The 12,464-nt window shown below is 62.7% G+C and carries 11 protein-coding genes; 4 read left to right on the top strand and 7 right to left on the bottom strand.

Going from position 1 to position 12,464, the window contains the following annotated elements; genetic code table 11:
* Positions 1-138 precede the first annotated feature (138 nt).
* Genes AC1RIF_RS20225 through AC1RIF_RS20215 form a run of 3 tightly spaced genes read right to left on the bottom strand, consistent with a single transcriptional unit; the run spans position 139 to position 2,646 of the window.
* Positions 139-1,323: an NAD(P)/FAD-dependent oxidoreductase gene (locus tag AC1RIF_RS20225; RefSeq protein WP_492603160.1), complete on the bottom strand. Its 1,185-nt coding sequence runs from the start codon at positions 1,321-1,323 to the stop codon at positions 139-141.
* A complete protein-coding gene (locus tag AC1RIF_RS20220) occupies positions 1,320-1,523 on the bottom strand; it encodes a ferredoxin (RefSeq protein WP_492603159.1) in 204 nt (67 codons plus the stop codon). The genes AC1RIF_RS20225 and AC1RIF_RS20220 overlap by 4 nt, the downstream gene beginning before the upstream one ends.
* A 22-nt stretch (positions 1,524-1,545) precedes the next feature.
* Positions 1,546-2,646, bottom strand: coding sequence for an aromatic ring-hydroxylating oxygenase subunit alpha (locus AC1RIF_RS20215; protein WP_492603158.1), 1,101 nt, complete (start codon positions 2,644-2,646; stop codon positions 1,546-1,548).
* A gap of 205 nt (positions 2,647-2,851) precedes the next feature.
* On the opposite strand from AC1RIF_RS20215, the gene AC1RIF_RS20210 reads away from it, so the two are divergent.
* The 3 genes from AC1RIF_RS20210 (at position 2,852) to AC1RIF_RS20200 (ending at position 4,505) form a co-directional block, all read left to right on the top strand.
* On the top strand, positions 2,852-3,217 hold the full coding sequence (locus AC1RIF_RS20210) for a DMT family transporter (RefSeq protein ID WP_492603157.1): 366 nt from the start codon (positions 2,852-2,854) through the stop codon (positions 3,215-3,217).
* The gene (locus tag AC1RIF_RS20205; protein WP_492603156.1) at positions 3,214-3,543 is read left to right on the top strand and encodes a DMT family transporter; all 330 of its coding nucleotides are present in this window, start codon (positions 3,214-3,216) and stop codon (positions 3,541-3,543) included. Before AC1RIF_RS20210 ends, AC1RIF_RS20205 begins: the two co-directional genes overlap by 4 nt.
* A gap of 170 nt (positions 3,544-3,713) precedes the next feature.
* Entirely contained in the window at positions 3,714-4,505 is a 792-nt protein-coding gene (locus AC1RIF_RS20200; protein ID WP_492603155.1) for a phosphatidylethanolamine N-methyltransferase family domain-containing protein, read from the top strand.
* Positions 4,506-4,590: 85 nt separating this feature from the next.
* On the opposite strand, the gene AC1RIF_RS20195 is transcribed toward AC1RIF_RS20200, so the two are convergent.
* The 4 genes from AC1RIF_RS20195 to AC1RIF_RS20180 all read right to left on the bottom strand — a co-directional run bounded on the left by AC1RIF_RS20195 (position 4,591) and on the right by AC1RIF_RS20180 (position 8,852).
* Entirely contained in the window at positions 4,591-5,979 is a 1,389-nt protein-coding gene (locus tag AC1RIF_RS20195; protein WP_492603340.1) for an aldehyde dehydrogenase family protein, read from the bottom strand.
* Between the two features lie 41 nt (positions 5,980-6,020).
* A complete protein-coding gene (locus tag AC1RIF_RS20190) occupies positions 6,021-6,332 on the bottom strand; it encodes an Rdx family protein (RefSeq protein WP_492603339.1) in 312 nt (103 codons plus the stop codon).
* 149 nt (positions 6,333-6,481) lie between these two features.
* The gene (locus AC1RIF_RS20185; RefSeq protein WP_492603154.1) at positions 6,482-7,363 is read right to left on the bottom strand and encodes an IclR family transcriptional regulator; all 882 of its coding nucleotides are present in this window, start codon (positions 7,361-7,363) and stop codon (positions 6,482-6,484) included.
* Between the two features lie 316 nt (positions 7,364-7,679).
* On the bottom strand, positions 7,680-8,852 hold the full coding sequence (locus AC1RIF_RS20180) for an acyl-CoA dehydrogenase family protein (protein WP_492603153.1): 1,173 nt from the start codon (positions 8,850-8,852) through the stop codon (positions 7,680-7,682).
* Between the two features lie 512 nt (positions 8,853-9,364).
* Here AC1RIF_RS20180 and AC1RIF_RS20175 point away from each other — a divergent pair.
* Complete coding sequence (locus tag AC1RIF_RS20175; protein WP_492603152.1) at positions 9,365-11,578, top strand: arylsulfatase; 2,214 nt, start codon at positions 9,365-9,367, stop codon at positions 11,576-11,578.
* Positions 11,579-12,464: the final 886 nt, after the last annotated feature.

Here is a 12,464-nt window from a genome sequence, read left to right as displayed (position 1 = left end):
CGCTGTGGGCTGCCGCATGGGCAGATGCATGGCCGCGCTGTGGTGGCCGTGGTGAATCAGCTGAACTCACTGGACTTCCCTCCAGAGTTGCTGTTGCCGTGTCAGTCGGGGTCAGGGGGCGAACGCCGCGCCCGGGTCCTAGGTGGTGGCGTCCTGCCATTCGGGAATGCTCCCGATTGCGGTCTGGTCTGCAATCCATTTGCGGCACTTGATCATCAGGCGGGGCTGGCTGACGATGCAGGCACCGACGAGTCGGTTGTCGCGCGAGTAGAGGGCGGCGAGGTCGTCGGTCGTCCGGGAAAGGAATCGCACGGTGGCGTCACCTGTGGTGTCGCCGACGATGTCGATTCGACGCCCGAACTGGTCCGACCACACGTAGCCGGCGGAATCGAGGGTCCGCTTCTCGTCCTCGATGAGGTTGTGAGCCACGATCCTGGCCTGCTCCGTCGCGGATGTCCAGTGTTCATGGCGGTGCAGAACGCCGGCCGCGTCCGCCCAGCACGCGGCGTCGCCGGCGGCCCACACTCGGTGGCCCGCGCGCCCGGTGGCATCGCAGTGCACGCCGGCCGCCGAGGTATCGAGACCGGACCCGTCCAGCCACTCGACGTTCGGCATCGCGCCGACGCCGACGACGACGAGATCGCAGTCGAGCTCGTGGCCGTCGTCGAGGACGACACGTTCGATCCGGTCGGTTCCTTCGAGGGTCGCGACGGACCGACCGCAGATGAGGCGGACCCCGTGCTCTCGGGCGAGATCGCCGAGAATCGGCGCGACCGCGGCGCCGAGATTCCGGGAGAGGGGGATCTCGGCGACCTCGACAACAGTGACGTCGACGCCGGACGCGCGCGCCGATGCCGCCACCTCGAGTCCGATGAACCCGCCGCCGATCACGACCAGGTGTCGTGAGGACCGCAGTCGCTCCCGCAGGAGGTGGGAGTCGGTGAGCGTGCGCAGGGTGAAGACCCCGTCGGGAGCGTGCGGGAACGGGTTCCGGGGCCGGGCGCCGGTCGCGATCACGAGGTCGTCGAACTCGATCTCGCCCCGTGTCGTCCGGAGCGATCCGTGCTGCGGGTCGAGGTGTAGCGCGCGCTCGCCGAGGCGCAGATCGATCCCGTTGTCGGCGTACCAGGAGTGGGGGTGGAACGCCAGGGTCTCGGCGGACTCGCCCTTCGTCAGCGCCGACTTCGACAGTGGGGGACGGTCGTAGGGGAGGTCGGCTTCGTCGCCGACAATGGTGATTGCGCCATCGAATCCCTTGTTGCGCAATCCTTCTGCTGTTCGTACGCCGGCGAGGGATGCGCCGACGATCACGATGCTCGTCATTCGACTCGCATCTCCAACCGCAGCGCCGCGGCCGGACACGACCGCACGCCTTCCTCGACCTCGGCGAGCGCCTCGGTGGGGACGTCCCGGGTGAGGAGCACGACCTTGCCGTCGTCTCCGAGATCGAACGCGTCGGGGGCCGTCACCACACAGTTCGCGTACCCCTGGCACTTGTTCAGGTCAACCTTGATAGTGGCCATCTCGAGTCCTTCGAATGTCTGATCAGGACGACAGTGCGGTCACCGCGGTACGCATGAAGCTCTGCAGCGGGCTCTCGCTGTCGAGCAGGAGGCGTCCGGCGGGCACTCGGCCGGAGTTGTAGCCGATCTGCTGGATGTCGGTGGCGCGCTTGTCTTCGATCAATGTGCGGTCCCACATGTCGAGCCACTCCTTCACCACCACCGGGTCGGCTCCGGGCTTGGCGTACATGTCCACGAAGGCCCAGCACTTCTCGGGCGAAACCGGTTGGACGCTGCCCACGAATCCGACGTAGTCGTCGAGCGCGAAGAACGACGAGGGGAAGGTGAATGCGAACCGGAAGCCCTTCAGCCCGGTGGGGTCGACGCTCGACGGAAGCCACTTGATCGGACCCTGGTGCCAGATCGTGTTCGCGTCCGAATCGATCGCGTAGTCGTCGGGGTTGGTGTGGTACGTCTTGCCGAAGCTGGTGTTGTGCAGCGTCGGGCAGTGGTAGCACTCGACGGCGTTCTCCGCCCAGAGCTTCCAGTTGCACTCCATGTCGTACTCGTAGCGCACCTGGAACTCGTACTCGCGCAGGTCGGTGTTGATCTCTGCGGCTCGTTCCTGGATTCCTGCGGTCACCGAGGACAGTGGGGCCGCAGCGGGGTCGGGGTTGACGAACACCCACTGGTCCCAGCGCTCGACGGAGACGGGCTCGAGCGAGATGGTCGAGCAATCGAAGTTCGGTTCGCGTTGCGAGCGGGGCGCCGTCTTGAGTTGACCGTCGAGACCGTAGGTCCATCCGTGGTACGGGCACTGCAGGAGCGGCTTGTTGCCGTTCTCCTCCGCGATCGCGTGCAGTCGGTGCCGGCACACGTTCACGAATCCGCGAAGTTGGCCGTCCTTGCCGTGCGTGACGATGATCGGCACCGAGCCTGCTCGGGTGACCGCGTAGTCCCCGGGCTTGGCAACCGCGGATTCGTGGCAGGCGTACTGCCAGGACTTCGCGAAGATCTTCTCCTGTTCGAGTCGATGGATCTCGGGTGCGTAGTAGAAGGGCGCCGGAAGCGTCTCGCCCGCGTCGAGCCGGGCGAGCATCTCGTCGGTCGACGGCAGCCCGTACCTGGTTCGAACGTCTTCCATCTGAACCATCACTGGTCACAAGTCCTTTCGCTGTCGTTCAGCCGGGCCGTGTAATGCAGCTCACAGCTCGTTGCGTAACAGCATGCGTCCTTGAATACGCAAAGTCAACACAAGATGCGCAATCGGTTACGCAATGCGTTGTATCGGGTTCCGTGGCGTGCGGGATGCGTTCCGCCGGGGCCGCGGTTCGATGTACTTTGTCGCAATGAAGTGGTGGCTGCTGGTGGGTGCGATCGTCTGCGAGGTCGTTGCGACGTTGTCGCTACGGGCGGCCACCGACCATCCCGCGTGGTACGTGCTGGTGGTGGCGGGTTACGTCGCGTCGTTCGGGTTCCTGTCCGTGGTTCTGCGGCACATGGCGGTCGGGGTCGCGTACGGAATCTGGGGTGCCTGCGGAATCACGATCACGGCGGTGGCTGCTGCGGTGATCTTCGGGGATGCGCTGACCGTCCTGATGGGGTTCGGGATCGCTCTCGTCATCGCGGGGGTTCTGGTCGTCGAACTGGGTGCGCAGGCGGCCGAGGAGGCTCGTGCCGCCGGTGACGCGGAACTGCGGGAGCCGGTGCAGTGACCTGGATCCTGCTCGTTGCGGCGATCGTCGTCGAGGTTGCGGGAACGTTGTGCCTCAAGGCTTCCGACGGTGGCCGGCGCCGATGGTGGCTGTTCCCGACCGCGGTCGCCTACGTCGCCGCCTTCGGTCTCATCGCCGTCGTTCTGGATCGAGGCATGGCGGTCGGTGTCGTGTACGGGATCTGGGTGGCGTGCGGCGTCGCGTTGACTGCGATTCTGGGCCGGGTCATCTTCCGTGACCCGCTCACGCCCCGAATGGGTCTCGGTATCGCGCTCATCATCGCCGGGGTGCTGGCGATCGAACTGGGTGCGGCATCGGCCGCGTAGTCGCCGGACCTTCTGTCTCGGTCAAGTTCGACATATATGGACTCATGTCCAGAAAGGTGTCGACCGGCAATTGCCCGGCATGGTAGAACATGTTCCAGTTTGCTGCTGGTTCGTGGTGGGTGTGGCCGAGTGACGCGTGCTGTGCCGGCCACGCTCACCGAAGGAATCCTATGCACTGGTACACCGGAAACACCGTCTACGACACCGTCCTGACCTGCGCGTTCGCCTTCGCGGCTTTCGTGATCGTCGGCGGGTTCTTCGCACAGAGTTCGTACGGCCGATTCTCGTCCACCAACCTGGGTTTCAACCTGAACCCGAAGCTGGGGTGGTGGCTGATGGAGATCCCCGCAACCATCGTCTTCGCGGTCTTCTACCTGACCGGACCCAACCGGTTCGAGCCCACCTCGCTGGTGTTGGCCGCGGTCTGGCTGCTGCACTACGCGAACCGCGGCTGGTTCTTCCCGCTGTCGATCCGGCAGGTGCCGGGCAAGCGCAGCACCTTCAACATCTCGGTCATCGCGATGGGCGTCATCGTGACCTCGATGCACGGCTACCTCAACGGCGCGTTCTTCAGTCACGACTACATGCGCCAGTACGACACCGCCTGGCTCACCGACCCCCGGTTCCTGATCGGCCTGGTCGTCTACCTGTGCGGGTTCGCACTGCTGGTGAACTCCGAGTCGATCGTCCGCAACCTCCGGGACAAGAAGAACCCCGGCGGGACGGAGTACCGCATCCCGGAGGGTGGCGGCTTCCGATTCGTCTCCAGCCCCGCGTATCTCGGCGAGCTGATCGCGTGGGCCGGGTTCGCCCTGTTGACGTGGTCGCTCGCGGGCGTCGTCATCTTCCTCATCACCGCCGGCAATCTCATCCCGCGCGCGATCGCTACCCACAAGTGGTACCGGGACAAGTTCGTCGAGTACCCGAGCGACCGCAAGGCGCTCATCCCCGGTCTGGTCTGAGCCGGACGGCTCCCGCGCCCAAGCTGACCTCCCGCCCGCGCAATCGCGCGGGCGGGAGGTCAATTCGGCAGCGGGGACGGTTTTCTCAGGGCCGGTACAGCCTGCGAATCAGCTTGGCGGCGCGGTCGGTGTAGGGCGGATAGGCGATCCGGAGATCGGGCTTGAACGGCTTGACCAGCACGGCCTTTCGGTGGCTGAGTTCGTCGAACCCCCACTTGCCGTGGTACCGCCCCATGCCACTGGATCCGACACCACCGAACGGGAGCTGGGGCGCCACGCGCTGGTAGATGAGGTGATTGACCACCGCTCCGCCCGAGCTGATCTCGGACAGCACCCGGCGGCTGGCCCGGGTGGACTTCGTGAAGACGTAGGAGGCAAGGGGTTTCGGTCGTGTGTTGACGAAGGCGATCGCCTCGTCCAGTGAGTCGACGGTGAGCACGGGCAGGATCGGCCCGAAGATCTCCTCCCGCATGGCCGGTTCGTCCGGGTTCGGGTCCACCAGTACGGTGGGCTCGATCGACAGCGCGGCTCGATCGGAGCCGCCGCCGAGCACAACCGTGGCCTCGGTGCTCGCGAGGTAGCCGGCCAGCCGGTCGAACTGACGCTCGTCGACGATCCGCACGCCCTGCCCGGGTGGTCCCGACCGGAACTCCTCGAGACTGCGCACGATGTTGTGCACCAGCTCGTCCCGGGCGGCCCTCTCGACCAGCACGTAGTCCGCCGCGATGCAGGACTGGCCGGAGTTGAACACCTTCGTCCAGGCGATGCGACGGGCGGTGACGGCGAGGTTCGCGTCCCGCATCACGATCGAGGGACTCTTTCCGCCCAGCTCGAGGGTCGCCGGCGTCAAGTGCGGTGCGGCCCCCGCCAGGATCTTCCGGCCGATCTCGGTGCCGCCGGTGAAGACCACGTGATCGAGGCCCTGCGCGAGCAGGGTCTGGGTGGCGCGCTCGTAGCCCTCGACCACGGCGACGGCCTCCGCGTCGACGTACTCGGGCAGCAGCCGGGCAAGCAGGCGCGACGACGCGGGTACCAGCTCCGAAGGCTTGATCACGGCACAGTTCCCCGCCGACACGGCGGCGATCAGCGGTCCCAGCGTGACCGTCAGCGGCACGTTCCAGGCCCCGATGATCAGCACCACCCCGAGCGGCTCGTACTGCACCCAGCCCAGTGCGGGCATCTGGTGCAGTGGCAGTCGCCTCGGCCTGATGCGCATCCACCGGCGCACCCGTCTGCGTGCGTACACGGCCTCGAGCTTGGTGTCGAGGATGTCGGTCATCCAGGACTCGAAGGTGTCGCGGCCCAGATCCTCCTCGAGGGCGCGGGTGATCTCGTCCTCGCGTTCGTCGAGCATGCGCTCGATCCCGCGCAGCTGTTCGATCCGCCACTGCGCGGTCCTGGTGCGTCCGCCGGCATGGACCTCTCGTAGCCCGGCTACGACAGCGGCGATGCCGTCGGCAGTGTCCGAATCGATTGCACGGGTCTCGACCTGGTCGGTACGTCAAGACCCCGAACTCAGTCGTTGTGCTTGCGATCCGCGTGCCCGAGATCCCGGTCCGGCACGACCGCGTCACGCACCAGCTTCTTGAGTGTCACGATGTCGGGAAACCCGCTGTCGCGCTTGCGGTCCCACACCAGTGTGTCGCCGGCGGCGACCTGGAAGATCCCGCCGGTACCGGGAATCATTGCCACCTCGCCCAGTTCGGTGCCGAACGTGTTCAGCAATTCCTGTGCCATCCATCCGGCCCGGAGCAGCCAGTTGCATTGCGTGCAGTACGTGATGGTGACGCGGGGCGAGGCGGAAGTCGTGCCTCCAGGGTGGCAGATGGTCCGCCGACTACCAGCCCCCCGCGCGTTCGACGACGGAGTGGTCAGGTGCTCGGTCGCCGATTCCAGCGCCGGGGTTTCGCCGAAAATGAACCAGATGCATGCGCAGCGTTCGACGTCCGCGTCTGCGCACCGACCTCAATGTGCGCCTATATCCAGTCACTGCCTTTCATCGTATTGAGCAGCCTGATCATGATCGTGTCGGTGGCGCGAGAATTGAGTGCGGCCGTCGTCGGTTGATCCGTAGTTGCCCGCCCGAGGAGGCGCATGCCAGTGCGCCGGGCAGCCTCGACGACGAGCGGGCCGACGCGCTGTATCTGAGAGAGGGTCGAGCGACCTGAGACGGCCAATGCTGCCCAACCCCCGTCCGGACATTGAATCGCGGCCGCTGCGCAGTGAACACCCATGAGCGCTTCCTCGTTGCCGAAGGCAAGACCATTACGCGTTCGGATTCGATGGAGTTCGAAATGCAGGTCGTTCCTCGAAGTGATCGTTCTAGGAGTCCGTTTGTCAAGGCGCTCTTCGAACAGCTGATCAATCTCCTCCGCTGTGAACCGAGCGAGTATCGACTTACCGAGCGCGGTCGCGTGTGCAGGTACCTGGCTGCCGATCTGTGTGGGAACCGCCCTCGTGTCGTCGTTTCCTCCGATGCGGTCGATAATCGTGATTTCACGGGAATCGAAGACAGCGAGGTGAGCAACCGATCCGGTTTCGGCATGGAGGACGTTGAGCAGTGGAGCCGCCGCGGCTCGGAGCTCGAGTTGGCCCCGGACCCCGCGTGTTGATGCACTCCACGAACCGAGCGCATAGCCCTGTCGGACCCGCCGTAACCATCCGAGCCGAATCAGCTCATCGACAATCCGATGCACAGTTGACTTCGGCAGGCCCGTTCGAGACGCGATCTCCGCGCCCACGAGGGGAGTAGCGGGGTCCTCGAACGCGGCGATGATCAGTGTCATGCGCTCGATCATCGACTCGCGGTGCTGCGACGCCAGATGACGGGGGAAGAGGTCTCGCTGGGTATTGATCATCCGGAATCCTGGGGGTGCGGCACTAGCTCCGCGCGGTGGGTCGCACTGAGTGAGAACATGGTACGTATCTGGATCATCGTGTGGCGGACGCCGTCTCAGTGGTTGGGAGTCGACCGACGGTGTACCGGATGCAATGGTCGCTAGGTGGGACATGGGGATACGAGAAGGGCTGATGTATCGACATCCAATGGACTGGCGATCGTCGTCCAGCGTCGAGTGTTCTGTGTCGGGAGCAATGCGCAGGACCAACGCGCCCTCGCCAGTGTCGAGTGTGACACGATTTCGCCTTTTTCTGGTGCACCCTGAAGGCGCTCAACTAGAGAAATATCATGTCGTCGTCGATGCCGAGTCCAAGGGCCGCCCGGCCGAAGAGCGCCAGCGGGTGTTCAACATCGTTGACGCGGTGAGATGCGCCGACATGTATGTCACGCCAAGCACGTTGCACCGGATTGTCGGGCGCTAGGCAAGCGCGGCCTCCCGCCTTCAGAATCCGGCTGACAGCCCTCGTCGCGAGCTCCGTAGCGAGGACCTGATCGCGACGCGCTCGTAACCGCAACTCGACAGGAATCGCCTCTGCGCTTGTCGCCAAGGCGTGCAGCTCTTCGAGATTTCGATTCATCTGAAGAACCGCGGAATCTATCTCAGATGCAGACCGACCTATTGCAGCATGTACTGATTCATCCTCAAACAATCGGCCGCTCGCTGTGCTCAGTCGGGGAGCGGTGTCGAGCTGAGCGAGAATGCCGGCATAGGCGCCCTCGGCTGCTCCGATCAGCGGCGAAGTCATTGCCGCACTGAATAACTGGACGATCGAGTGACGGTAGAGAACCGGTAGTGAGCGCAGGTACTTTCGGTTGTCCAGGAGGGCGCGCTTGCGTGCTCCATAGATCCGATGCGCAGGAACCAGAGCATCATCGATAGTGATATCGGTGTTGGCGGCGGCACGTAGGCCGATGCAATCGGTACCAAGTGAAGTCACTGCCTGAGTCCGTGGTACCAAGGCCAGCGCATGCTCGACAGGATCTCCGTGTGCGTTGAGGACGAGGGCGCCGACGAATATCCACGAGCTCTGCTCGCATCCCGATAGATTGCGCCATGTCCCCGTAAGCCGGAATCCGCCCTGGCTGGGTCGCAACTGTCCACTGATCTGGTAAGAGGATGACACCAGGGCGTCGGAGTTCTGGCCCCACACCTCTTCCTGAGCTTCGTCGTCGAAGAGGGAGACTTGCCAGGTATTGACACTCATCGTCGACGCGGTCCAGGAGGTTGACGTGCATCCTGCGGCAAGCGCACGGATGGCGGCAAAATGTGACATCGGAGTCGACTCGAACCCCCCGAATCTCTTGGGCAGCATCATCCGAAACAAACCAGTTTGAATCAGCGCATGCACGATCTCGCCGTCGATAGCTCGTCTACGCTCGGTCGCCAGTGCTGCGGACGCCACATCCGGAACCAACGTCTGAATCTTGTTGAGAACCTCTTCAGGCATGACTTCATCTCCGTACCGACAGGGGCAACCACTACCTGGAGAAACGTACTACTGGTGGTTGTTCGGCCGGCGTTCGACAGCCATGAAGGTCAAACGCCTCACGGCATCATCGTGATGGTTTCATGAGCTGGGCGTTGTCTCAGTAGGCGCTACATTCACTCGACTTGCAGGAGATGGGCGCCGGGGTACGGCGCGCAGCGCTCACGACGGCGCCGGACTGGCCCGTTCAGCGGAACTTCGTCAAGCCTCGGGCCAGTCGGAGTTCGCCCCCGGAATCGATTTCTGGGCGCGTCTCGGCCAGCGAGACACGCATCGGTGATTCGGATGGCGGTGCCGCGATAGTGATGCAACCCGTCTCGACCTCAGCTCAGGTCGAGACCACAGCACGTGCGTGCGCACCCACTCGACGGACAGTACGGATCACCCTACGAAGCACGAAATACTGGAGCCAGCGAATGAGTTCAAACAACAGGCCTGCCGCTCGGCGGCCTTACGGCCGTACCCCGTCTGCGGTGGACGCGCCCGAGTGGCCGATGCGCAAACCAGCGCCAATCAATGCGCCGAATGTCCTCGTCATCATCACCGACGACGTGGGGTACGGCGCAAGTAGCACCTTCGGCGGTCCCATTCCCACACCCACCCTCGATCTCCTAGCGCAAAACGGACTGCGATACACGCAGTTCCACACCACGGCTATGTGCTCGCCAACACGGGCGGCTCTTATGACTGGCCGCAACCACCACGAGGTCGGAGCAGGGCGTGTTACGGAGCTGTCCGTCGCCTACGACGGCTACAACAGCGTCATCCCTGAAAGCGCCGCAACCACAGCAAGAATACTGCGTGATAATAGCTATTCAACAGCTCATGTGGGCAAGTATCACAATGTTCCGGACTACGAAACCGGACCGACGGGGCCGTTCGATCACTGGCCGACGGGGATGGGATTCGAGTACTTCTACGGATTCCTCGGCGGTAGCACCAACAACTGGTCCCCTTCGCTCTACGAAGGCACCCAGCCAAAGGAACCGCCGACCGATTGCCCCGATTATCACATCGAGAAGGATCTCGCAGATCGGGCAATCGGGTGGATCAGAAATCAGAAGTCCGCGTCGCCGGACAAGCCGTTCTATCTGCAGTACGCCACCGCGGCATGCCATGCCCCGCATCACGCTCCGGATGAGTGGATAGCGAAATTTAAAGGGAATTTCGATCAGGGATGGGATGTCGTAAGAGCCGAGACGCTGGAACGGCAAACGGACTCTGGGGTCGTCCCGTCGGAGACGAGGCTCACCGAACGCCCGGACGAAATAGAGGCCTGGGATTCTCTTACGGCCGAACAGAGATCGGTTTCGAGTCGAATGATGGAGGTATACGCAGCCTCTCTCGCACACGCGGACCACCACATTGGTCGAGTAGTCGATGAACTGAGAAGTATCGGAGAACTCGACAACACGCTCATCTTCTACATCCAAGGCGACAACGGAGCGAGCCCGGAGGGTGGCGCGAACGGAACGCTGAATGAGATGGCCTACGTGAACCGGATGTCGGACGACGTGGAAACGCTACTCGAGCACTTGGATGAACTCGGCGGTCCGATGCACTACAACCATTTCCCGGCCGGGTGGGCGCACGCAACTGACACCCCGTTCAAATGGTTCAAAATGATCGCGTCCCATTTTGGGGGTACGCGGAACGGGATGGTCGTCTCGTACCCTCGTAGAGTTTCTGAATTCGGCGGAATTCGAGGCCAGTTCCACCATGTCGTCGATGTAGCCCCGACCATTCTCGAGGTGGCTGGGATTGAGCCGCCGAAGTTCGTGGATGGGATTGAGCAAGATCCGATGTCCGGCGTGTCAATGGCCTATTCTTTCGACGATCCCGGTGCGCAATCGCGGCGAACTACACAGTACTTTGAGATGATGGGGAATATTGCGATATATCACGATGGATGGATCGCGGCAACAACTCCGTCAGAGTTGCCCTGGGAATTCTCGACGGATGTACCGGACATCGATTCGGTGGGCTGGGAACTTTATCATATTGAGCGTGACTACAGCCAGTCGGTCGACCTCGCTGAGACCTTTCCGGAAAAACTTCATTCGCTGAAGGCCATGTTCTGGTCCGAGGCTGAACGCAACCAAGTTCTCCCGATTGTAGCTGGAAAGAGCAACCGGCCGGGGCCTCCGAAGCCGAATCCGACGGTGGGCCGTTCGAAGTTCGTCTACTATCCTGGAGTAACGAGAATTCCTCCGGGCTGTGCGCCGGATGTCACCAACCAGTCGTTCGTGATCTCGGCTGAGGTAATGATCTCCGATTCGAGCACAAGCGGAATGATCTTTTCGCAGGGCGGGCGCTTCGGTGGTCATGCACTCTATCTTCTCGAAGGGTATCTGGTGTACCACTACAACCTCCTTGGTCGGCTAAGGACTTCGGTTAGATCAACGTCGACGATGTCACCCGGAAAGCACGTGCTCGCCGTGGATGTGCATATCGAGAGTTCCACCAGAGGTAGCGGAGCCGGCGTCACCCTCAGTTGTGACGGGAATCTGGTAGGAAAGGGCTCCATCGATCAGACGGCTCCGTGGAGAATGACCTACTTGGAAGGGTTGAACATTGGGGAGGATACAGGTAGTCCAGTATCTGAAGAGTATCGAATACCATTCCGATTCGAGGATATCCTGAATTATGTTTCGGTTGAAATCGGGACTGTCCGAAATCTGGGTTGATTGGCCGGATCAGCCCTGTGATTCCGGGTACTGAGTCGCGTGTTCGAAGGCCGCTTACGGGTTGCCTCGGGGATGATTTCGACGGGTATTTTCGTCCAGGCGGACGGTTCGGCACGTCGGTTTCAGCCGGTCCTGAACTGGCCGATCTTGCCGGACAGGTCGCGGGCTGAGTGAAGGTGCCTCGGCCGACGGTCTGGCGTTCAATGATCCCGAACCAGACCTCGACGAGGTTGAGCCACGACACCGAGGTCGGGGTGTGGCGCATGTGGATTCGTGGACGGTCCGCCTGCCCCTTGACCTCGGGGTCTTGGTGGATGGCGTAGTTGTTGCAGATCAGATGAAGCTCCTGTTCCGAGCAAGACCAGGGTGTCCTGCTGGACGGGAGCATTGTGTATCCGCGCGAAATTGACATCGACGATTGCGGATTGGGTTCGGTCCACCGTGTGCTGTCGATATCGAGATGATGCCACAACTGCGGCAGCTCGCCCGTTCGGCATCCGTGATTGCGCCACGCGAAGGTGGTCTCGGCTCTGCGGATGCATTTCGTCACGGGCGATCCTGAAGTTCGGAAGTCCGTATATGGGGGGGATTCCGAGGTGGATTGAAAGCGCCCGCTGACCGGGATGCGCTACTGAATCAATTTGATCTGCACGGTTACGGTCGATGTTGTCCGCACGGCGGCGCCATTTGGCTGCGGACAGAAGGATCACCGCTTTCCTGGTGGATCAAGCCAGTGGCTCCGCTATCAATTTAATTGTTCTATCGGTCCAATGAGAGGGCTCAAAATGAATGATCAGGTGGCTACGACATCGGCTTCCCCCGCCGTCTCGTACGATGCCGTGGTGGTGGGCGCGGGCATCGCCGGCGTGTACGCGGTGCACCGGCT

The sequence above is a fragment of the Prescottella sp. GW823-FHT02E09 genome (assembly GCF_058797375.1).
The sequence above is the reverse complement of the archived record's forward strand: the minus strand, read 5'-3'. Positions and strand labels throughout refer to the sequence as shown.

Bases quoted from the DNA above. Each gene is read 5' to 3' on its own strand.
- AC1RIF_RS20215 (WP_492603158.1), bottom strand. From the start codon at position 2,646: ATGGAAGACGTTCGAACCAGGTACGGGCTGCCGTCGACCGACGAGATG.
- AC1RIF_RS20210 (WP_492603157.1), top strand. From the start codon at position 2,852: ATGAAGTGGTGGCTGCTGGTGGGTGCGATCGTCTGCGAGGTCGTTGCG.
- AC1RIF_RS20220 (WP_492603159.1), bottom strand. From the start codon at position 1,523: ATGGCCACTATCAAGGTTGACCTGAACAAGTGCCAGGGGTACGCGAAC.
- AC1RIF_RS20225 (WP_492603160.1), bottom strand. From the start codon at position 1,323: ATGACGAGCATCGTGATCGTCGGCGCATCCCTCGCCGGCGTACGAACA.
- AC1RIF_RS20180 (WP_492603153.1), bottom strand. From the start codon at position 8,852: ATGCCTGAAGAGGTTCTCAACAAGATTCAGACGTTGGTTCCGGATGTG.
- AC1RIF_RS20185 (WP_492603154.1), bottom strand. From the start codon at position 7,363: ATGATCAATACCCAGCGAGACCTCTTCCCCCGTCATCTGGCGTCGCAG.
- AC1RIF_RS20200 (WP_492603155.1), top strand. From the start codon at position 3,714: ATGCACTGGTACACCGGAAACACCGTCTACGACACCGTCCTGACCTGC.